The following is a 20,457-nucleotide window of genomic DNA, read 5'->3' as shown; positions in this document are numbered from 1 at the left end:
CCGGATGATACGAAAGCGTGAATGAGCGGGTAGGGGTAAGACATTGTGATGAGGCGTCTCAACGCAGTGTTGCCGCGTTGAGACGCCCGGCCGTTATGACAACGATTTGCGCCTGTCGTTACGGTGATTCACCCAGGCGTTAATCAGCAGCGTCACCACCAGAATCCCGCCTACCACGCCAAGCGAGATAGCGATTGGGATATGGTAGAAATCGACAATCAGCATCTTAACGCCGATAAACACCAGGATCACCGACAGGCCGTATTTCAGCATAGTGAAACGTTCCGCGACGCCCGCCAGCAGGAAGTACATGGCGCGCAGGCCGAGGATCGCGAACAGGTTAGAGGTCAGCACGATAAATGGATCGGTGGTGACCGCGAAGATTGCCGGAATACTGTCTACCGCGAAAATCACGTCGCTGATTTCCACCAGGATCAGCACCAGGAACAGCGGAGTGACGTACAGCAGGCCGTTGTGGCGCACGAAGAATTTCTCGTTTTCGATTTTATCGGTCATGCGCAAATGGCCGCGCAGCCAGCGCACGATCGGTTTCTCGCCGATGCCGGCTTCGTCTTCTTTGGCGAGCGCCATTTTCACGCCGGTAAACAGCAGGAACGCGCCGAACACGTACAACAGCCATTCAAACTGCGAAATCAGCCAGCTACCTGCGAAAATCATAATGGTACGCAACACGATCGCGCCGAGTACGCCGTAAATCAGTACGCGACGCTGCAATGCTGGAGGAACGGCGAAGTAGCTGAACAGCATCAACCAGACGAAGACGTTATCCACCGCCAGCGCTTTCTCGATTAAATAACCGGTGAGGAAGGCGAGTGCCTGGGCGTCTGCCACCGCGCGGCCCTCGGTGCCGGTGAGATACCACCAGAAGCCTAAATTAAACAGCAATGACAGCCCGACCCAAATCAGCGACCAGACCGCTGCCTGCTTCATGGTCATGGTATGCGCGCCGCGCCGTCCCTGAAGCAACAGGTCGATGGCCAGCATAATCAACACAATGACAGCAAAGCCGCCCCACAGCAGGGGAGTTCCCACGGTATTCATAAGCATCATTCCTTAAAAATGAAAAACGGCCAACGTCGGAAGACGTTAGCCGCTTTGCCTGAGCTGCAAATGGATCTCACCTTCCGGCAAGGTCTCACTTACAACGCGAAATACCCGTGTTCACCAGCGTCGTTGACGATGCCTGATACGCATTTTCGAGTTGCCCGACGACCGGGTGCACAGCACCGTATTGACGATCCGTCGGCAAGGAAGTTACTCCCCTTTGCAGATAAAAAGTATGCAGCGTCAATGATCTCGTCAACGACGCTGCTGGGGGATTTACTGAGCTTTACGCGGTTAGCGGTTCGTTGACATCATCCGCCGGAAACTTGACGCCGGTCTGGGCGCGGATCTCGGTGAGCAGTTTCGCCGTAGTGCGGCTGACCGTCAGTCCCGGATGGTTCACTTCGTGAGTTTCTACCAGCCGGGCAAAGGTTTCAGCCTCATACAGCATGGTATTGATATGCTGGGGCAGAGAGAGATCCTGGGCTTTGCCGCCGCGCGGAATAAAGGTGATGCGCTGGCACTCGGAGATCTTCTCGATCACCAGCGTACCGGCCTCGCCCTGGATTTCGCTATGCAGGCCAGAGTCGCTGACTTTGGAATGCAGCAGGGTGACGTCGGCATCGCCATAGTGCATCACCACCGTGCCGTGGGCATCGACGCCGCTGTCCAGCAGGCTGGCTGATGCGGTGACCGACGCAGGTTCGCCCCACAGCGCCACGGCGCTCGCCAGGCAGTAAAAACCGATATCCATAATCGAGCCGTTGGAATAGGCCGGATTAAAGGTGTTTGGGTTCTCGCCGTCCAGATAGCGCTGGTAGCGTGACGAATACTGGCAATAGTTGAGCAGTGCTTTACGCAGCTTGCCGACTTTTGGCAGCGCCTGGCTCAGGGCGATAAAATTGGGCAGGCTGGCGGTTTTGAACGCTTCGAAAAACACCACCTGGTTTTCGCGTGCTATGGCGATAGCCGCTTCCACTTCACGCAGGTTCGAGGCTAACGGTTTCTCGCAAATCACATGTTTCTTATGGCTCAGAAACAGGCAGGATTGCGAGAAGTGCAGGGAGTTGGGGCTGGCGATATACACCGCGTCAATATCGTCGCTCTGCGCCAGAGACTCCAGCGAAGTAAACAGATGCTCGACGGGATAGTCGTTGGCGAACATCTGAGCCTGTTCAAGGGTACGTGAATAGACCGCCGTGAGTTTTAATTTGCCGGTCTCATGGGCGGCATCGACGAACTGGCGGGTGATCCAGTTGGTGCCAATAACAGCGAAACGTATCATATCGGGGACTTAACTCCGCAGTGGAATGTACCCGTCAGAGTAGCATGCGATCGCAGGAAATCACGTGGCCTGTTACGCAGAACTGAGCAATGCCTGATGGGTCAGCCACAGGCGGGTATCGAATTCCAACTGGTGGTAGTCCGGCTCCATATGGCAGCACAGTTGATAAAACGCTTTGTTGTGTTCTTTCTCTTTCAGGTGCGCCAGCTCATGTACCACGATCATGCGCAAAAACGGTTCCGGAGCCTGGCGGAATACCGTCGCCACGCGAATTTCCGCCTTTGCCTTCAGCTTATTGCCCTGCACCCGCGACACGGCGGTGTGCAAACCCAGCGCGTGTTTCAGTACGTGGATCTTGTTGTCCCAGGCCACTTTACTTAACGGCGGACTGCTGCGCAGATGGCGGTTTTTGATCTCCTGCACGTAGTTCCATAACGCTTTATCGGTCGCGATATCATGCAGTTGCGGGTAACGCTTGTTCAGCACATCACCCAGCCGCCCCTGCTCGATCAGGCTGTTCACCTGGCTTAACAAGGATTCGGGGTAGCCCTGGAGATACAGCAGTGCGCTCATGGATGCCTCAGCGAGAGAAAAAAAGGTTTACTCAGATGCGTAATTAAGGGATAAATCGCGCGAATTTTAGCACCGTGGAGGGCCGATGAGCCAGGTTGAGTTAAATGCATGCGAATTAACGCTTGAGCGCTATCCGCCCATGCCGGAAGAGGCCCCGTTACAGGCGTGGGATGCCGCCGATGAATATTTGTTGCAGGACTTGCCGCAAACCGACGGCCCGACGCTGATTTTTAACGATGCGTTCGGCGCATTAACCTGCGCGCTGGCGGCTCGCCGCCCGTGGAATATCAGCGATTCGTTTATCGCCCAGCAGGCCGCGCGGCACAACCTGCGGCTGAATCAGATTGATTCAGACAGCATCGTATTCCAGGACTCCCTCGCGCCGCTGCCTGCGGCTCCGGCGCTGGTGCTGATTAAGATCCCTAAACAGCTGGCCTTGCTGGAACAGCAGCTACGCGCCTTACGCGCGGTGGTCACGCCGGAAACCCGCATTATCGCCGGCGCTAAAGCGCGGGATATTCATAATTCCACCCTGGCGCTGTTTGAAAAAATCCTCGGGCCGACCACCACCTCGCTGGCGTGGAAAAAGGCACGGCTGATTTACGGCAGCGTGACGCTGCCTGCGCTGAATGCTGCGCCCGCGACCATAAACTGGAAACTCGACGAGACGTCCTGGACCCTCCACAACCATGCCAACGTGTTCTCCCGTACTGGGCTGGATATCGGCGCGCGTTTCTTTATGGAGCATCTGCCGGAAAACGTGGAAGGGGAGATGGTGGATTTGGGCTGCGGTAACGGCGTGATTGGCTTAACGCTACTGGCGCAAAACCCGCAGGGCCGGGTGGTGTTTATCGATGAGTCGTTTATGGCGCTGGCGTCGAGCCGGTTAAACGTCGAGCACAATCTGCCGGACGCGCTGGCGCGCAGCGAGTTTGTAGTGAACAATGCGCTGGCAGGCATAGAGCCGGACCGTTTTCACGCGGTGCTGTGCAATCCGCCGTTCCACCAGCAACACGCCATCACCGATCATATCGCCTGGCAGATGTTTAACGATGCGCGGCGTTGCCTGAAGTACGGCGGCGAGCTGCGCGTCGTCGGCAACCGCCACCTCGATTATTACCGCAAGCTGAAGAAAATTTTCGGCAACTGCACCACCGTCGCCACCAACAATAAATTTGTAGTGCTGAAGGCGGTGAAGCTGCGTAAAAGCCGCTAAATCTCCAGCGCCAGCCGGGTGCCCTGCGCAATCGCGCGCCGGGCGTCCAGCTCCAGCGCCACGTCGCACCCGCCAATCAAATGCACGGTTTTGCCGGCTTCACGCAGCGGTTCTGCCAGTTCGCGGCGCGGCTCCTGCCCGGCGCACAGAATGACATTATCCACCGCCAGGATTTGCGGCTCGCCGTTAATCGTGATGTGCAAACCTTCATCGTCGATACGCTGATAGCTGACACCGGGGATCATCTTCACGCCGCGTGATAGCAGGGTGGTGCGGTGGATCCAGCCGGTGGTTTTGCCAAGCCCTTCGCCAGGTTTGCTGGCTTTACGTTGCAGCATCACGATTTTGCGCGGGCTTTGCGGCAGTTGCGGCCCTTCAGGGCGCAATCCGCCCACCTGTTCCAGACTGGTGTCGATACCCCATTCGGCGCAGAATTCAGCGATATTCTGGCTGGTGGGCTCGCCCCGCTGGCTCAGATACATTGCGGTATCGAAGCCAATTCCGCCGCAGCCGATAATCGCCACGCGTTCGCCCACCGGTTTTTTATCCCGTAGCACGTCCAGATAGTTCAGCACACGGGGATGATCGATACCGTCAATCAGCGGAATGCGCGGCTCAATGCCGCAGGCCAGGATCACCTCGTCAGCTTCCGCGAGCATCGCCGGGTTGACCGGTGTATTTAACCGGACGTCCACGCCGGTAATCTCCAGCATCCGGCGGTAGTAGCGCAGAGTTTCGTAAAACTCCTCTTTACCGGGGATCTGTTTGGCGATGTTGAACTGCCCGCCGATTTCCGGGGCGGCGTCGAACAGCGTCACCCGATGACCGCGCAGTGCAGCGTTAACCGCAAACGCCAGCCCGGCAGGCCCCGCGCCAACCACGGCGAGATTTTTTGCCACCGCCGCCGGGAGGATGGGCATTGTCGTTTCATGGCAGGCGCGCGGGTTCACCAGGCAGGAGGTGACTTTACCGACAAAGATCTGGTCGAGACACGCCTGGTTACAGCCGATGCAGGTATTGATTTCATCCTCGCGTCCGCTTTGCGCTTTGCTGAGCAACTCGGCATCCGCCAGGAAAGGACGCGCCATTGAGACCATATCGGCATCACCCGAGGCGAGGATCGCATCAGCCACCGCCGGATCGTTTATCCGGTTAGTGGTTACCAGCGGGATCGCCACCTGGCCTTTGAGCTTGCGGGTTACCCAACTGAACGCGCCGCGCGGCACCGGGGTGGCGATGGTGGGAATACGCGCTTCGTGCCAGCCGATGCCGGTATTGATGATTGTCGCACCCGCCGCTTCGATGGCCTTCGCCAGCATCACGGTTTCGTCAAAGGTTCCGCCGCCTTCCACTAAATCGAGCATCGACAGGCGGTAGATAATAATAAAATCGTCGCCCACCCGTCCGCGCACCGTGCGCACCACTTCCGTGGCGAAGCGCATCCGGCGTGAGTAATCACCGCCCCATTCATCCTCGCGGGTATTGGTACGCGCCGCCAGGAACTGGTTAATCAGATAGCCTTCGGAGCCCATAATTTCCACGCCGTCGTAACCCGCTTCCCGCGCCAGTTGGGCGCAGGTCGCGAAGTTATTAATCAGCGACAGGATTTCATCGTGGGTCAGGGCATGGGGCGCGAAACGGTTGATCGGCGCCTGAATAGCCGACGGCGCAACCGGATGGGGCTGATAGCTGTAGCGCCCGGTATGGAGGATTTGCAGCGCGATTTTGCCGCCTTCACGGTGTACCGCGTCGGTTACCCGCCGATGATGATCCAGATGGCTGCGGTCGTTCAGCATCGCGCCGCCAGCTACCGCAACGCCAGAAGGCGCGGGTGCTATCCCTCCCGTCACAATCAGCGCCACGCCGTGCCGCGCGCGTTCGGCATAAAACGCCGCCAGCCGTTCCGGGCCATCCGGGCGCTCTTCAAGGCCGGTATGCATTGAGCCCATCAGGACACGGTTTTTTAGCGTGGTGAACCCTAAATCCAGCGGGGCGAACAGCGACGGGTAGCTCATAGTCTCTTCCAATGTAAAATTATTGTTATGTGGTCGGATGAGTTTCTAATTTAGCTGTCCTGACAAGGAATGGAAAAAGCGCAATCGGTGATTGTGATGGGATTCAAAGAACGCAGTGAATAACGGCAGGCGAGCCTGCCGTTTATACGCTTAGCGGCTGCGGGCGAGGTATTTCGCCATCTCGTCGGCGGGCACCATGCCGCCGCCAGTGGCCCAGACCAGATGGGTGGCGTTGCGTCGCGCCTGCTCGCTAAAGCGGCGGCGATAGGCGTCATCCCAGCGCCACGGGCCGGGCATACCGGCCAGCGCGGAGGGCTCCAACGCGATATGTTCCTGCTGGTTCAACATACCCAGCAGGGTGAACAGCGTGTCATCGCTCAGGGTGTAATAGCCGTCGATTAAGCGCGCCATCGCACGGCCCACAAAACCGGAGGCGCGGCCCACCGCCAGACCGTCGGCGGCGGTCTGGTTATCAATCCCCAATTCCTGCACCGAAATAGCGTCATGCAGGCCAGTGTGGACGCCGAGCAACATACAGGGCGAGTGGGTCGGCTCAGCGAAGAGACAATGCACATCATCACCAAACGCCAGCTTCAGGCCGAACGCCACGCCGCCTGGGCCGCCGCCGACGCCGCAGGGTAAATAAACAAACAGCGGATGGTCGGCATCCACCGTAATTCCCGCGTCTGCGAACTGGCGTTTTAGCCTGCCGCCCGCCACCGCGTAACCCAGAAACAAATTGTGGGAGTTTTCATCATCAATAAAGAAACAGCGCGGATCCTGTTCCGCCTCACGGCGGCCCTGTTCCACGGCGACGCTGTAGTCATCCGCGTATTCCACCACCGTGACGCCGTTGGCGCGCAGCAGCGCTTTCTTCCATTCCCGCGCGTCTGCCGACATATGCACGCTCACCTGAAAACCCAGCCTTGCGGAAGCAATGCCGATAGACAGCCCCAGATTACCGGTGGAGCCGACCGCGATACGATGCTGGCTGAAGAATTGGCGAAACGGCAGGTCCGCCAGTTTGCGGTAATTATCGGTAAGCTGAAGCAGACCCGCCTCAAGCGCCAGTTTCTCGGCATGAAATAGCACTTCGTAGATCCCGCCACGCGCTTTAATCGATCCAGAGACCGGCAGATGGCTGTCTTTTTTGAGCCACAGTTGGCCAGGCAGCGGCTGCGCATAGTGCGCTTCGAGCGCGTTTTGCATCGCGGGGATAGCAACACAGGGAGATTCAATAATCCCGCCGCTGGCAGCGGTTTCCGGGAAAACGTGGGCTATCCAGGGCGCAAAGCGTTGCAGACGGGCTTCAGCGTCTTGCACATCGTGATGGGTTAAACCAACCCAGGGCAATCCTTCCGCCAGCGAAGTGACGGCAGGATTAAACCACTGGGTTTCGCGCAAGGCGATAAGATCGTTCAGCAGCGGAAAGCGGCTGACCAGTTGCGGAACAGTTGGCGCAGGCATGAGGGTTCCTTGTCGTTATTGAGCCCATCTTACCCGTCAGCCTTCGGATTTCACTACCTTAATGTCCACCATCCCGATGCCCAGCTTACGCGGCGAATGGCCGAGAATATTGCCTTCGTTGGTTTCCTGCGGGGCAGGGGGCACAATCACCAGCGTATTGCTGCGTGACGGGTTATCGAAATGCAGGGTGGTGGTGGTGACGTCATTGCCCAGCGTCAGAGTCTGTTCGCTGTTGCCGACCCGCACTGGGATCGGCTGGTTAGCGTTCGGCCCAAAGGCTTTGGCGGTGATCACCAGCTCGAATTTCTCCGGCAGCGGCTGGTAGTATTCAATCTTCACTTCTTTATCTAGTTGTGCGTTGGACCAGCGCCCCCAGGATTCCGGGCGGGAAATTCCGCTGAAGCTTTTCACCTCTTCCGGCGCGCCAGCGACGTTGAACACAAAGCTGTCGGCTTTGTAGCGAATGTCGTTATCCACGGTTTTCAGCATGTCGACGTTACCCTGGTAGCGCAGGGTATCGATTACCGTATCGCGAAACGCCGCTTTGCCTTGCCACTTCGGTTTATCGACATGGCTGATTTTCTGCTCGCCGCCTAGCTGGCCTTGCGACACGCACCAGTCGGTGGACAACGCCCACTGTGAAGACCACAGGCGAGCCATTTTGTAGCAGCGATCGATCCAGATAAAGTTATCGCGCGGAGCGAAATCCGCCAGCTGATAGCGCAGCGGCGCGGAGTATTCGCTTTCCGGCAGCGGTTCGACTTTTTTATCCGATACCCGCAGCAGCAGCGGCAGGCGGAAGTTCGAACCGGAAAACGCGATGGTCTGTTTTTCCTGATCGATGGTGAAGTCTTTAATTTCACGCGGGAAATTCCACAGGCGGATCACGTCCGGCTTCCAGGCCAGCACTTTCTCTTTCATGTTCAGGAACACGGTGGACAACGAGTCCCCGGACAGGCTGCTGCGTCCGAGGCCAATAAAGTTATCGCCGCCCAGGATGTCCAGCACCGTCGCGCCGTTATCCATGGTGTTACGTTTAACCGCCATCACTTCCTGCTGGGGCTTATCGCCGCGCAGCACGAAGAACAGGTTGTTGCGATCCTGCTGATTGAGGTATTTCCAGGCGGTGTTGTTCATCGCCAGGTGATCGGAAGAGACCACGATAACGGTATTTTTATAGTACGGCGACGCTTTGATTTTATTGATAAACGCGGCGATATGTTGCTGGCTACAGGTCACCGCGCTGAACGACTGATTGGCTTTGCCGTCGATGTCGTAACGTTTACGCTCGCAGGTGCGTGATACAAAGCCGTCCGGGTGATGCGTGTCCACCGTCAGTGTAAACAGCGAGAAGCGTTTGCCTTCTTTGGATAACGTTTCGAATTTCTGCCACGCCTGGTCGAGAACCGTGTCGTCGTAGAAACCCCAGTCGTTGCGGTAATGCGGATCGGCAACCACACTTTTAAGCTCATCCGCGCCGTATAAATGGTCGAAACCGTGGGATTTTAAAAATACGTCTTTCCCGGCGAAGCGCAGGCTGGCGCCCTGGACAAAGTGGTTTTCGTAACCGGAGTTTTTCAGGATATCGCCAAGGCAGATATTCTGCGGGAAGAAGCTCGACATGGACGCCGACGCGTTGCCTTCAAACGGCGCGAACAGCGGAATACCGCACTGGGAGGCCACCATGCCGGCGATGGTGTAATCGGTGCCCGGCAATTGTGCGGTCTGGCTGAAATCGATCCCTTCATTTTTTAACGCGCCCAGCTCCGGCGTAAGGCCGGGGAATGCCTGGTCGTCAAAATAGGTGCGTTCCAGGCTTTCGCCATAGATATACACCAGGTTGAGCTGCGGATTATCAATGACCTTTTTCGGCTCTTTGTAGTACGCCACAAAATCAGGATCGCCGTCGCGGCTTTGCGACTTCACCAGCTCGCTGATTTGGCGAAACGCCGGGCTGGCGTCCACGGAGGCAAGCGCCATCACCAGTGCCAGCAGGCTGTAACCAAAATGGTAAGGACGATGACGGCGGCGGCGTAACACCCAGGCCAGCGCGCCAAACACCAGCACCAGCGCGGCAATCAGAGCAGCGCCAGGCAACAGGTATTTACCAACGCCCGCACCCGCCAGGCTGTTGGTTAGCGTGTAGATCACCGCGTCGTTAATGCCGTCGCCGGTAAAATAGTCGCTGGCATAAAGGGTGATGTTTAAGATAACAAACAGGCCAAGAACCACCAGTGTGGCGGCAAACCACCAGGTATTACGGCCCGCCTTGAGGGAATAAATTACGATCGAGGCGATAAATAAAACAACCGAGAGCAGTTCTGACAACGCCAAATCCTCACCAGCAGGCACCACGCCTGTTCAGTCAATCATCTTTTTTAACAGCACAATCTAACTTTTCGGTAACACAGCTGCAATTCTAGTGTCATCAAAGTGTGTAGTGGTTAAGAATTGGTTTAGTTATGGGATTATTTGATTGCGCGCACATTACGTGTAGGCAGGCAGTGTAGCGGCAAAGTGTGGGGGAAATAAGGAGACAACGGGTGCAAAAAAACACCCGTTGAAAATTTACATCAGGAAATTAACGCCTTGCTTGAGGACCAGGTCACAGGCCTTGGTTTTCACTTTTTCCGCCAGCGGCGAATTGCCAATGGTCGCAAGGTCAAGCTGTTCGCCTTTTGCCGTATTCAGCATCCCCATCAGCCCTTCGGTGTAATCTGGCGTGGTGGTTTGCGCCTGCGGCGTGCTCAAGCCTAACTTTTCCATAATCTGGTTTTTAACGTTTTCGGTATTGGTCGCGGAAACCAGTTTTTGCTTCATGCAGTAACCGAGGATGCCCGCCACGTTAGGCATATTTTCTGAGCTTAACGCCTGGGTTCCGCCCGTTAGCAGACCACTGAGCGAGGACAGCGAGTTGCTTTGCGCACCGCTGGTTGTGGTCTGGCTCTGGGACTGGCTCAACTGGCTGGCGGCGCTGGATAAGCTCTCTTGCCAGGTCGCGGCATAGCTGCTGGTCGCCATCAACATTGCGCCACAGGCGGCAAGCTGAAACATCTGTGTTACTGATTTCATCGGCACGATCTCATGGTTGGCCTGGGGGCAGGCAAAAGTCGTGGCTAGTGTATACCGGGCCCTGGGAAGGAAGGAGAGGTGAGCAGGCGTTTCAGAACCTGGCGCCTGCTGTTTCGGAGTTATCTGGCGCTTTTATACTTCACGACCGGTGACGCGGCTGCGATAGCTGTCCCAGTCGAAGTTCACCCACAGGCTGTTGCCCAGCCGCATACGATCCATGACGCGTTCGCCGAGCAGCGCGTTCATCTCTTTGATCGGCAGGTTGGTGAGCATCCCGGTGGGGCGTTTGGAGGAAGAGCGGCGGTCGACGATCTGGTTAATGATCACTTTTTCGTAGCGTGATTCGGTCTGCATACCGATCTCATCGACCACCAACAGATCTACGGTGCTGAGATCGTTAATCAGCCGCTCTTCGGTGGTATCTGCACCGTTGCTGAAGGTGTTTTTCATCGCCGACATAATGTCCGCGACGGTAATGATCATCACCGATTTGCCGCGCAGCAGCAGCTCGTTGCAGATAGCGGCGGCCAAATGGTTTTTACCGGTGCCGGGACGGCCTGAAAATACAAAGCTGGCGATGTTGCCGTCAAACTCCGCCGCGTATTTCCTGGCGCGCTCCAGCGCCTTCATCTGTCCTTCCGTTTCGACCTGATAGTTGTCGAACGAGCAGTTCATATGCAGTTCACGGATGCCGGATCGCTTAAAGGTACGCTGCATTTTCATGGCCTGGTTTTCGCGGGCGATGGAGGCCGAACGCAGTTTGCCTTGCGCCTGTTGCCAGGCGAGCAGCTCTTCGGCGGTGGTGAACGCCGGTTTAACATCGCGGGGCATCATCTTTTTCAGCCGCGCCATCAGGTCAGTGACGTGTTTCATCGTTAGCCTCTGAATCCATCGGGAATGCTGTTATCGGGTTGCGGCACGCTGTTAACGTCGCGTCGCGCCGCGCCGCCGTTGCTGGCCCGGCTGATTTGCACGCTGCGCGCCAGTTTCTGCTGCCACTGTACATGATGAAAGACTTTGCCTTCCGCCTGCCAGTAGCTGATAAACGTCGCCAGTTCTTCGTCGGTCACCGGCTGGATTAAGTTAACGCCCCACAGCGCCGCCATACGCTGGAAATCGGCATCGGGTTTCCATGCCGGATACATGGCGAATTTGCCCAGCGGCACCGGCACCGGATGGCTTTGCGCGGTGAGTTCATCAAACAGCTGATCTTCCAGGGCGACATCCGACTGCGGCGCGTTTAACCGGGCTTCAAGCGCAATGAGTTCCGCCATGCGGGCAGGCGATACGGCGTAAAATGCCGGGGCGTTATCTTTAAAGACCGCCAGCGCCCCGCTGTCAGCGCGAGATAGCGCGCCTTGCGGGTCGTTATAAAAGGCATCAATACCGATAACGTCAGGTGTGAGGATTCTGGAAGACATAAAACGTTCTCAAAACAGGCGGTTAACTACACGGGCTGACAAGCATCAGTCCTGGCTGGCGATGCACTTTCCATAGTAGCACAGTCGGGGGATGCTTTTGACGCTTCCCCCGACATTCATGACGATCAGACGCGGGGCTTTTTGCGGTATAACCATAATCCCGGCAGCGAGAGGCCAATGGATAGCGCGCCGACAATAAAAGAGGCTTTCAGGAAGTTGGTGACCAGCGCCACCATCAGCGGGTCGCTGTAGCCGAAGTGGCTAAGTTTTACAGCGGAGATCATGGCGGTATAAGCGTAGATCCCCGGGAACATCGGGATCACGGCGGCGACGGTAAACACTTTGGGATGCGCCAGATACCAGCGCGACCAGCGGATGCCGATAATGCCCACCAGTATTGAGGCGACAAACGTGCTCCATTCGATATTGAAACCCGCCGTCATCATCGCCATCCTCGAACCATGACCTATCGCGCCCAATAACGCACACCACGGCAACGCCCGCTGTGGCACGTTGAATACCAGCGCGAATCCTACCGCCGGAATGGCAGAGAGCAGCATGTCCTGAAGCAGCGCGAGGATAAAATCGATTACGCCCATCCGCGCAGCCCCCACAGTGATAATGCCATCACCACGCCAATACAGGTCGCCAGCGTCAACAGGCTTGCCATCGCCCAGCGCGCCAGGCCGGTGTTGATATGGCCTTTAAACATATCCGCCACGGCATTGATCAGCGGAAAACCGGGCACTAACAATAATACGCTGGCGGCCATCGCCACGGTTGAGGTGTGAAGAAAGGGGGCAAGCGTAAGCAGCAAGCCGGATACCGTAGTGGCGACAAACGCCGTCAGACAAAAGTTGATCTGCGGGTGCAGGTGGCGCTGGGTAAAGACCTGGCGCACATACATGGCCACGGCGCTGGCGATAAAGGTCACCAGCGCGCCATCCCAACCGCCGTTGTTTAGTTTGCAGAAGCAGGCGCAGGACAGCCCCACCATCGTGACCACCAGCCAGCGCGGATAGCGCAATGGCTTAATCTGATTAAAGCGTTTTTTCACCGTTGGGAGATCGATGAGTTTATGCTCCGCCAGAATCACGATGTGTTGAACCTCAGTGACCACATGCATATTAATGCCGCGATCGACGTTTTTGCGCGTTGAAGTCAGGCATTGATCGTCCTTAATGGTCGTCAGCACGATGGCATTTGCAGAAATAGAGCTTTCCACGCTGTCCATACCTAATGCCAACCCTAACCGGGTCGACAGTTCTTCAATCAGCGCACTTTCGGCACCGTGCTGTAATAAAAACAGACCGCACTGAATACATAAGCGGGTGACTTCCCGCTGCGTAACGACTTCTTGTTCCATGGTTCAGGCAAAACACTCGACAACAAAAAGAGAAGAGAACGGTTTTAACATATCGGTCAGCATAACATTTAGTCATCAGGATCAATTTTTCAGCAGAAAGTTATTAGCTTGCTGGATCTGGATAAGGCGTAAATCTTGCGAAGTTTTGCAACCAAAAGATCTTTTGGTGGTTTGTTTCGAAGGGGCAGGCTTTTTGGGCCAACCATGCTAAATAAAGAGAGGTAAAGCGCTTTTAAAAAATATTGTAATCGGTGGGTTATCTATTTTTTAAATTATTTTTATCATTTGGACTGAGACAGCTTTCGCTCTTCTGCTTCTGATGGTTTTTTAGCGGGGTGCCCGTAAACCAACCTCAATAAAGGGATAGCTATCAAAAAAGCGATAAAACGAGGTATTACTCACATCGTTAAATCAAAAGTGGTTATTTATTAACAATCTTTTGTATGATTATGGATAACCTGTTCAGCTATTATGTATTGGTAGTACTATTTTTAAATAATGTATTTAATTAATTTAAAACCATTTAAAGGCTTTTAAGGGTGAGCGTAACAGTCATTAATGTTTATTAATGGACAGTATTGGTTTCAGGTTGTAACTCTTTTCTTTCGTTATAAATTTATTCTTAATTCACTTTTTATTTCTACATATTGACTCTTTGAAAGCGCATTTTTAGAATGTTCTTAAGTTAATCGTGCCTCAGGCAGAATGCATTCGCGCTCTGCGGTTTTTCGATGCCTGAGAGTAAACTCAATCTATTAATTACAATATTGTAAAAGCTTAAATCATACAGGATAAGAATATTTATAAAATATTCATGGAGGAAGTGTGTTGCCCATTTACAACAGGCAAGGAATTGTCGTTAGCGAAACGCCTTTAATGCATACGGGACTTCAGAAAGTCGTCGATAGTCATATCGAACGAATGGGACTGGTGCATTTTACTGATGTGAAAAACATCGGTAACAGCGAATTAATGCGAGCCTCGGTAGTTATCGCTGAACTGGGTGGCGACGAGCATAAACTTGCCCGTGAATGCGATATTTACTATTCCTTGATCTCCCGTTTCCGGGAGGTTCACTGGGTGTTTTTAGTTCCCAGGGCATGTTTTGCCAAAGCGGTCGAATGGTTGATGCGCCCAGAAACCACGTTGCTATCAACGTGCGAATCCACAGAAACCATCGCCAATGCCATTTTCCTGGGGAGCCAGAAAGTCGAACGGATCAGCCATTCACTCCTGGCCATCAAAGAGGATAGCAACAGTGATGATGAAAACACGCCGTTATTAACGGCTTCAGAGAAACAAGTCTTACGGTTGTTAGCAAAAGGTTGGGGTATCAACCAGATAGCCCAACTACTTAAGAAAAGTAATAAAACCATTAGCGCTCAAAAACACAGTGCAATGCGTCGCCTGGCGCTGAAATCCAATGCTGAAATGTATGGATGGATAAATAGCTTCCAGGGGTTAAAGGAGTTGAATTTATTATCTATGCACAGGGAAACACAACAATGGAACAATATGGCAGTGAACTAAACATTGCGGTAATAGAAACCTGCGCATTAATTGCCGCAGGAATGAAAGCGCTTTTTGCTAAGCAATCTCAATACCGCGTCACCTTTTTTAACAACCGGGATGAGTTTATGCAAATGCGTACGCATATCCCGTTTCACGGCGTTATTTTTTCGCTGTCCGGATCACGGGAACATCGCCGGGATTGTCTGCAATTATTTAGTGAAATCGCCTCCGTACAGCCGAGCCTGAAACGTATTGTTATGGTGAATGGTACTGACGAAGCGAAATTAATTACCCAGCTGTCGCAAACGATGATCAGCGGCGTAGTGAATAAGGATTCGCCGGTGGTGCGCTTCTATGACGAGCTTTCAGCATTGCTGAATGATTCAGGGCGCGCTACCGAGAACAGCGCCAACCACTGGTATATTAGCAATAGCCCGCGCTTGCTGAGTCCTACCGAGCGCGTCATCCTACGCTATTTAACAGATGGTTATTCTGTTTCGCAGATCGCATCCTGTCTTGAGAGAAACATCAAAACGATACGCGCGCATAAATTTAATGCCATGTTGAAGTTGGGTGTAAATAATGATGCCGGGCTGTTAGATGCGGCGGATATCCTGCGCTATCGCAATAACTTTTTGTAAGTTATTCAGGCCGGGACCGGGCCTGAATAATGCATTGCGCGAGTCTTACTGACACACATCAACCCAATGCGCGGCGGTGAGTTCCGCCAGCCGCTGGGGAGAAATACGTACGGCGCTATGGATGGCGCCCGCTGCGGGTAACACTTCCTGATACGTTTGCAGCGAAACGTCGCAATAAACCGTGAGAGGGTGCTCCAGCCCGAATGGGCATACCCCACCAACGGGATGTCCCGTCCATGTGACGACTTCATCGCTATTCAGCATGCGCGCCTTAGCGCCAAAAGTAGCCTTAAGTTTTTTATTATCCAGCCGCGCATCACCCTTTGCGACGACCAGGATAATCTCTTCTTTCACTTTCAGCGATAACGTTTTTGCAATTTGACCGGGCTCAACGTTATGCGCGGCCGCTGCCAGGGCTACCGTCGCCGTGCTTTGGTTTAATTCGATGATGTCGATATCCGGGGCGTACTCAGCTAAAAATTTACGTACAGACTCAATACTCATTATGGGCTCCTGCATCATGTCGCCCATTAATCTGGCACAGCGGCTTTGCGCTTGTAAATTGACAATCTTTCACCTGCCGTTAACACCAGACCAATTAGCGATCTTCTTCACAATGACAAAAAGTGGACACTGTAACCGGTTGCAGGCCGGGTGGGGCGGACTAATACTGAGTTCGTTATCTTTTTCTGATTCATTCGATTAGTCGCTTCTAACCCTCTCTTTTACCGTGCTTTACGCAGGGTGTATGGGAAAGGATGCACAGTGGTCGTCATGGTGCTGGCATCTGCATTTCATCGCCTGACAGGAGAACTGCGATGTCTGCCAATCATGCTGCATTCAATGTCATCTTCCGCTTTGTAGAAAACTATGTCAGTCCTGTCGCCGTGCGTATTTCTTCACAGCGCCACGTTATGGCCATCCGTGATGGCTTCATTTCTGCTATGCCGTTTATGATCGTGGGTTCGTTCCTGTTGGTTTTTGCCTATCCGCCTTTTTCACCGGATACGACCTGGGGTTTCGCCCGTAGTTGGCTGGCGCTGGCGAAACAATTCGAGGGGCAGATCCTGTCGCCGTTTGATATGACTATGGGGATCATGTCGATCTACATCTGCGTGGCCATTGCTTATAACCTCGGCAAACACTACATGAAGAGCTACCAGCTTGATCCCTTTATGGGTGCGATGCTGTCGCTGATGGCGTTTTTGCTGGTAGCCGCGCCGAAAACCAAAGGCGCGTTGCCAGGAGATAGCCTTGGCGGCACCGGCATTTTCACCGCCATTCTGGTGGCAATTTACTGCGTTGAGATGATGCGTTTTTTGAAAACGCACAATATCGGCATTCGCCTGCCTGATCAGGTGCCGCCGATGATCAAGAACTCGTTTGACTTGCTGATCCCGGTGCTGGTGGTCGTGCTTACGCTTTACCCGCTCAGCCTGCTGATCCAGTCGCAGTTCGATATGTTGATCCCACAAGCGATCATGTCGATCTTTAAACCACTGGTGGCGGCAGCAGATTCGTTACCGGCAATTTTGTTGGCGGTACTTATCGGCCATCTGCTGTGGTTTGCCGGCATTCACGGTGCGGCGATTGTGTCCGGGATGCTGCAAATGTTCTGGCTAACCAACCTTGCCGCAAACCAGGCCGCGCTGGCGCAGGGCGCACCCTTGCCGCATATCTTTATGGAGGCGTTCTGGACCTTTTTTATCGTGGTCGGTGGTTCAGGCGCGACTATGGGGTTGGTGATTTGTTATTTGAGAAGCCGTTCAGCGCATCTGCGGGCGATTGGGCGTTTGAGCGTGGTGCCCAGCCTGTTCAACATCAACGAACCGGTTATCTTCGGTACGCCGATTGTCATGAATCCGGTGTTTTTTATCCCGTTCCTGCTGGCACCGATGGTTAATGCAGTGCTTGCCTGGGCGGCTATGAAATTCGATCTGATTAGCCGGGTAATTTCGGTGGTGCCCTGGACTGCGCCAGCGCCAATTGGCGGTGCCTGGGCGCTGGGTTGGGATTACCGGGCCGCGCTGTTGGTGATTGTACTGGCGGTAGTGTCTGCCATTATTTACTACCCGTTTTTCAAAGTGTATGAAAAACAGCTGCTGGCGCAGGAAGCGGCGGAAAGCCAGGCGCAGGAGGCCGATAGTCAGCAGGTAGCGTGAGGTTGCCAGCCCGTGCGGGACGCGGGCTGATTATTTCAGCGTGCAGTCGCCGCATTGCTGAACGCCAGGCAGACGGTTACGCTGGCAGCAGGTGCGGCGCACCAGTAATCCTTCACGCGGTACAACGGTGCGATAGAGCGGGTTGTCACGTCCATCCAGACGCGTTTTTTCAAAGAAGCAGGCCTGGCGCAGCAACTGCCAGGCGGCTTCACCCAGGCGCGGCTTTAATTCGCCCAGGAACCAGTTGATCAGATAGCCCGTGTTGCTCCATATCAGGCGCCCGTTGATATCGCCGCTTTCTTCCAGCGCGTCGACCACCGGCATCAGCACATTGCCGACCAGGTATTCCATCCGCTCGCGTAGACTAAGACTCGCCGATTCGGGATACGGGTAGACATCAATCCAGAACGATTCCACACGGCCCGTTTCATGGAAACGCGCCCGAATGACATCCGGGGAAAGACGCAAGCCTTGCGGATGCGTCAGCACAATTGCCATCAGCGCAGGCGTGAGCAGGCCCACATACCATTGCGCCCACAGTGACTTCAGCGGTTTTACTTCCCACGCCTGTTCAATATGTTGGGCGTAAAGATGATCGCCATAGGTCGTCATCAGGGCGTTTAACGTACCAGGCTGCGCCCAGTGCGACAGCGTCAGCGCATTGATGGGCGTCGGTTCATCAAACTTTACGGTGTCGAGTAAATGCGGATGGTGCTCGCGCAGGGCGTGACGGAGCGCGTCCGCGAGCATTCCCGTATCGTTAAATGGGGCAGGCGACGCGACGGCAGCGTTTTCCAACTGAAGCGAAAGGTAAGCCATATGTACGGAATAGCAAATCTAAATGATAATGATTGCCAATCCTAACGATGGGTTTTGCCGATGGCAAGCGGATTCATCGGCTACTGTTCAGTTTCCATCTCTTCGCTGGTGAGAATATGGTTGCGCCCCAGATGCTTGGCTTTATACAGGGCTTTATCCGCAAGCTTAAATGCGTCGTTAAAATCTCGTTCGTGCATTGGGGCGAGGCCAATACTGATGGTCACATTAGTGGCGACCTCGGCATTAAAACGGTGGGGAATACGCAGATCAAACACCCGCTGGCGTATCCGCTCTGCGGTTTTGCGTGCCATTTCCAGATCGGTATTGGTTAATAACACCAGAAACTCTTCACCGCCAAAGCGCGCCACGATATCCCGCGAACGCACCGCATCGCGGATGGCCGCTGACACGCGGGCCAGCGCCTGGTCGCCCATCATATGGCCGTAATGGTCGTTGTAAGCCTTGAAGTGGTCGATATCCAGCACCACCACCACGTTACGTTCCGACCCTAATGCAAACAGGTTCTCCAGCCGGTTTTGAAAGCCGCGCCGGTTATACAGGCCAGTGAGTGGATCGACCATGCTTAAATCGGTGAGCGTTTTTTTCTCTTCCATCAGCTTAAACATCAGGCCCTGGGCAAATGCGTCGTTGCGCTTCTGAATAAGATGCTGGATCACAATACCCACCATCGGTAGCGCCACGGCGTACAGCATGCGGATAGTGTGTTGCCCCTGATCCAGCCATACCACGGTCAGGATCACCGGCAGGCAATGGCAAATAAATGCTTTAAGGTTATTAATAAATGCCAGTGCACCGACAAACAGCACGCTCATTAACGCAATGATCAGGTAGGAGGATTCGTGTTGCGGAATATGAGGTTGCTTAAGATAAATATGCCAGGCCCAGAGCGAGCCAAATAAAAGAGAGATCAGATTCAGGCTAATGGTGCGCGCCTGGCTAACCCAACGCCATATCAACAACCCGATACTGAGCGCCAGTAGGGTGACCAGCGGCACGGTAATCATCTTTACGCGGAACAATGGGCTCAGCATGCTAAATAATGCCGACAACGCATTAAGAAACAGAAACAGGCGTAATGAGAGTTGGTACTTCTCTTGAAGTAGCGATCGCCAGGTTTGAGACGTCATATCTAAGTCGTTGTTTACACGCGCTATGTCAGGTTGAGGGGAGATAAAGGCTAACAGGCGGAAAGTGGGTCATGATCGAGCCAGAATTAATGATCTTTATCAATTTGCTCAATCTATCACCTTCATCAATTCGTGTCATTAATTGCCCGTAAAACTCAACGTTCGCTTAACAACAGAAGACTTGCAAATGAGAATTTATATCATATGATATAATTTATCATTGCCATTTGAGTTATCAGTGTAAGAGGCGTAGCCATGTTGCAAAAAGCGCTGGAAAGTGGATGGGGGATTGTACTGCCGGGCGTGGTGGTAACCGTGCTGGCGTTTAGCGGATTAACCTTCGAACAGTGGCGGGGCGTAGTGGTCCTGGCGCTGCTGGCGACGTCGGGCATGCTTTATCATAAGCGGCTGCGTCACTTCGTGCTGTTGCCGTCATGCATAGCGTTAACCAGCGGGCTGATGCTGATTGCGTTAAATTTACAGTGGTTTTAAAACAGGGAAGTCAAACAAGAGGGGGTAAAGCGTGGTGCGAAGAGAGGGACTTGAACCCTCACGCCCGTTAAGGCACTAACACCTGAAGCTAGCGCGTCTACCAATTCCGCCACCTTCGCACAGGGTAAAGATAAATATCGTCATCGCATTGGTGCGAAGAGAGGGACTTGAACCCTCACGTCCGTTAAGACACTAACACCTGA

General features: G+C 54.1%; 19 protein-coding genes and 1 tRNA gene. 5 read left to right on the top strand and 15 right to left on the bottom strand.

Annotated elements, in window-relative coordinates; translation table 11 throughout:
* Positions 1-93 precede the first annotated feature (93 nt).
* The 3 genes from RT120_RS20260 to RT120_RS20250 form a co-directional block, all read right to left on the bottom strand.
* Positions 94-1,062: a TerC family protein gene (locus tag RT120_RS20260; RefSeq protein WP_312985516.1), complete on the bottom strand. Its 969-nt coding sequence runs from the start codon at positions 1,060-1,062 to the stop codon at positions 94-96.
* A gap of 289 nt (positions 1,063-1,351) precedes the next feature.
* Positions 1,352-2,350, bottom strand: coding sequence for a Gfo/Idh/MocA family oxidoreductase (locus RT120_RS20255; RefSeq protein WP_312985512.1), 999 nt, complete (start codon positions 2,348-2,350; stop codon positions 1,352-1,354).
* A 72-nt stretch (positions 2,351-2,422) separates the two neighbouring features.
* Positions 2,423-2,923 (bottom strand): M48 family metallopeptidase, encoded by a 501-nt coding sequence (locus tag RT120_RS20250; protein ID WP_312985507.1) that lies wholly within the window; start codon positions 2,921-2,923, stop codon positions 2,423-2,425.
* 85 nt (positions 2,924-3,008) lie between these two features.
* Here RT120_RS20250 and rlmG point away from each other — a divergent pair, with 85 nt between their 5' ends.
* A complete protein-coding gene (gene rlmG / locus RT120_RS20245; RefSeq protein ID WP_312985505.1) occupies positions 3,009-4,139 on the top strand; it encodes a 23S rRNA (guanine(1835)-N(2))-methyltransferase RlmG in 1,131 nt (376 codons plus the stop codon).
* Here the strand turns inward: rlmG and RT120_RS20240 are convergent.
* The 8 genes from RT120_RS20240 to RT120_RS20205 all read right to left on the bottom strand — a co-directional run bounded on the left by RT120_RS20240 (position 4,136) and on the right by RT120_RS20205 (position 13,480).
* Entirely contained in the window at positions 4,136-6,154 is a 2,019-nt protein-coding gene (locus RT120_RS20240; protein WP_312985502.1) for an NADPH-dependent 2,4-dienoyl-CoA reductase, read from the bottom strand. The genes rlmG and RT120_RS20240 overlap by 4 nt on opposite strands.
* A 150-nt stretch (positions 6,155-6,304) precedes the next feature.
* Entirely contained in the window at positions 6,305-7,621 is a 1,317-nt protein-coding gene (dsdA, locus tag RT120_RS20235) for a D-serine ammonia-lyase (RefSeq protein ID WP_312985500.1), read from the bottom strand.
* A gap of 36 nt (positions 7,622-7,657) precedes the next feature.
* Positions 7,658-9,949, bottom strand: coding sequence for a phosphatidylglycerol--membrane-oligosaccharide glycerophosphotransferase (opgB, locus tag RT120_RS20230; protein ID WP_312985498.1), 2,292 nt, complete (start codon positions 9,947-9,949; stop codon positions 7,658-7,660).
* Between the two features lie 240 nt (positions 9,950-10,189).
* The gene (locus RT120_RS20225) at positions 10,190-10,693 is read right to left on the bottom strand and encodes a DUF2501 domain-containing protein (RefSeq protein WP_312985496.1); all 504 of its coding nucleotides are present in this window, start codon (positions 10,691-10,693) and stop codon (positions 10,190-10,192) included.
* A 132-nt stretch (positions 10,694-10,825) separates the two neighbouring features.
* Positions 10,826-11,566, bottom strand: a complete 741-nt coding sequence (gene dnaC / locus RT120_RS20220) for a DNA replication protein DnaC (RefSeq protein WP_312985494.1) — start codon at positions 11,564-11,566, stop codon at positions 10,826-10,828.
* A gap of 2 nt (positions 11,567-11,568) precedes the next feature.
* Positions 11,569-12,114 (bottom strand): primosomal protein DnaT, encoded by a 546-nt coding sequence (dnaT, locus tag RT120_RS20215; protein ID WP_312985491.1) that lies wholly within the window; start codon positions 12,112-12,114, stop codon positions 11,569-11,571.
* 125 nt (positions 12,115-12,239) lie between these two features.
* A complete protein-coding gene (locus RT120_RS20210; RefSeq protein ID WP_312985489.1) occupies positions 12,240-12,713 on the bottom strand; it encodes a threonine/serine exporter in 474 nt (157 codons plus the stop codon).
* Positions 12,704-13,480 carry a threonine/serine exporter ThrE family protein gene (locus RT120_RS20205; RefSeq protein ID WP_312985487.1) on the bottom strand — a complete coding sequence of 259 codons (777 nt, stop codon included), beginning with the start codon at positions 13,478-13,480 and terminating at the stop codon, positions 12,704-12,706. Before RT120_RS20205 ends, RT120_RS20210 begins: the two co-directional genes overlap by 10 nt.
* Positions 13,481-14,305: 825 nt before the next feature.
* Between RT120_RS20205 and RT120_RS20200 the strand changes: the two genes are divergently transcribed.
* Both RT120_RS20200 and bglJ read left to right on the top strand, forming a co-directional pair.
* Complete coding sequence (locus RT120_RS20200) at positions 14,306-15,010, top strand: helix-turn-helix domain-containing protein (RefSeq protein ID WP_312985485.1); 705 nt, start codon at positions 14,306-14,308, stop codon at positions 15,008-15,010.
* Complete coding sequence (gene bglJ / locus RT120_RS20195; protein WP_312985482.1) at positions 14,986-15,633, top strand: DNA-binding transcriptional activator BglJ; 648 nt, start codon at positions 14,986-14,988, stop codon at positions 15,631-15,633. The genes RT120_RS20200 and bglJ overlap by 25 nt, the downstream gene beginning before the upstream one ends.
* A gap of 45 nt (positions 15,634-15,678) precedes the next feature.
* On the opposite strand, the gene RT120_RS20190 is transcribed toward bglJ, so the two are convergent.
* On the bottom strand, positions 15,679-16,137 hold the full coding sequence (locus RT120_RS20190; RefSeq protein ID WP_312985480.1) for a YbaK/EbsC family protein: 459 nt from the start codon (positions 16,135-16,137) through the stop codon (positions 15,679-15,681).
* 314 nt (positions 16,138-16,451) lie between these two features.
* Between RT120_RS20190 and RT120_RS20185 the strand changes: the two genes are divergently transcribed.
* Complete coding sequence (locus tag RT120_RS20185; RefSeq protein WP_312985478.1) at positions 16,452-17,795, top strand: PTS sugar transporter subunit IIC; 1,344 nt, start codon at positions 16,452-16,454, stop codon at positions 17,793-17,795.
* 30 nt (positions 17,796-17,825) lie between these two features.
* Here RT120_RS20185 and fhuF read toward each other — a convergent pair whose 3' ends face one another.
* Positions 17,826-18,614 carry a siderophore-iron reductase FhuF gene (gene fhuF, locus RT120_RS20180; RefSeq protein WP_312985476.1) on the bottom strand — a complete coding sequence of 263 codons (789 nt, stop codon included), beginning with the start codon at positions 18,612-18,614 and terminating at the stop codon, positions 17,826-17,828.
* 80 nt (positions 18,615-18,694) lie between these two features.
* On the bottom strand, positions 18,695-19,762 hold the full coding sequence (locus RT120_RS20175; RefSeq protein ID WP_312985473.1) for a diguanylate cyclase: 1,068 nt from the start codon (positions 19,760-19,762) through the stop codon (positions 18,695-18,697).
* A gap of 255 nt (positions 19,763-20,017) precedes the next feature.
* Here RT120_RS20175 and RT120_RS20170 point away from each other — a divergent pair, with 255 nt between their 5' ends.
* Entirely contained in the window at positions 20,018-20,254 is a 237-nt protein-coding gene (locus RT120_RS20170) for a DUF1435 domain-containing protein (RefSeq protein ID WP_312985471.1), read from the top strand.
* A 32-nt stretch (positions 20,255-20,286) separates the two neighbouring features.
* Here the strand turns inward: RT120_RS20170 and RT120_RS20165 are convergent.
* Positions 20,287-20,373: transfer RNA gene (locus RT120_RS20165), tRNA-Leu, on the bottom strand.
* Positions 20,374-20,457: the final 84 nt, after the last annotated feature.

It is taken from the genome of Atlantibacter sp., from assembly GCF_032062175.1.
Taxonomy (GTDB): domain Bacteria; phylum Pseudomonadota; class Gammaproteobacteria; order Enterobacterales; family Enterobacteriaceae; genus Atlantibacter.
The sequence above is the reverse complement of the archived record's forward strand: the minus strand, read 5'-3'. Positions and strand labels throughout refer to the sequence as shown.

Bases quoted from the DNA above. Each gene is read 5' to 3' on its own strand.
- RT120_RS20210 (WP_312985489.1), bottom strand. From the start codon at position 12,713: ATGGGCGTAATCGATTTTATCCTCGCGCTGCTTCAGGACATGCTGCTC.
- fhuF (WP_312985476.1), bottom strand. From the start codon at position 18,614: ATGGCTTACCTTTCGCTTCAGTTGGAAAACGCTGCCGTCGCGTCGCCT.
- RT120_RS20240 (WP_312985502.1), bottom strand. From the start codon at position 6,154: ATGAGCTACCCGTCGCTGTTCGCCCCGCTGGATTTAGGGTTCACCACG.
- rlmG (WP_312985505.1), top strand. From the start codon at position 3,009: ATGAGCCAGGTTGAGTTAAATGCATGCGAATTAACGCTTGAGCGCTAT.
- dnaC (WP_312985494.1), bottom strand. From the start codon at position 11,566: ATGAAACACGTCACTGACCTGATGGCGCGGCTGAAAAAGATGATGCCC.
- RT120_RS20255 (WP_312985512.1), bottom strand. From the start codon at position 2,350: ATGATACGTTTCGCTGTTATTGGCACCAACTGGATCACCCGCCAGTTC.
- RT120_RS20250 (WP_312985507.1), bottom strand. From the start codon at position 2,923: ATGAGCGCACTGCTGTATCTCCAGGGCTACCCCGAATCCTTGTTAAGC.
- RT120_RS20190 (WP_312985480.1), bottom strand. From the start codon at position 16,137: ATGAGTATTGAGTCTGTACGTAAATTTTTAGCTGAGTACGCCCCGGAT.
- RT120_RS20205 (WP_312985487.1), bottom strand. From the start codon at position 13,480: ATGGAACAAGAAGTCGTTACGCAGCGGGAAGTCACCCGCTTATGTATT.
- RT120_RS20175 (WP_312985473.1), bottom strand. From the start codon at position 19,762: ATGACGTCTCAAACCTGGCGATCGCTACTTCAAGAGAAGTACCAACTC.
- RT120_RS20225 (WP_312985496.1), bottom strand. From the start codon at position 10,693: ATGAAATCAGTAACACAGATGTTTCAGCTTGCCGCCTGTGGCGCAATG.
- dnaT (WP_312985491.1), bottom strand. From the start codon at position 12,114: ATGTCTTCCAGAATCCTCACACCTGACGTTATCGGTATTGATGCCTTT.
- bglJ (WP_312985482.1), top strand. From the start codon at position 14,986: ATGGAACAATATGGCAGTGAACTAAACATTGCGGTAATAGAAACCTGC.
- RT120_RS20185 (WP_312985478.1), top strand. From the start codon at position 16,452: ATGTCTGCCAATCATGCTGCATTCAATGTCATCTTCCGCTTTGTAGAA.
- dsdA (WP_312985500.1), bottom strand. From the start codon at position 7,621: ATGCCTGCGCCAACTGTTCCGCAACTGGTCAGCCGCTTTCCGCTGCTG.
- RT120_RS20260 (WP_312985516.1), bottom strand. From the start codon at position 1,062: ATGAATACCGTGGGAACTCCCCTGCTGTGGGGCGGCTTTGCTGTCATT.
- RT120_RS20170 (WP_312985471.1), top strand. From the start codon at position 20,018: ATGTTGCAAAAAGCGCTGGAAAGTGGATGGGGGATTGTACTGCCGGGC.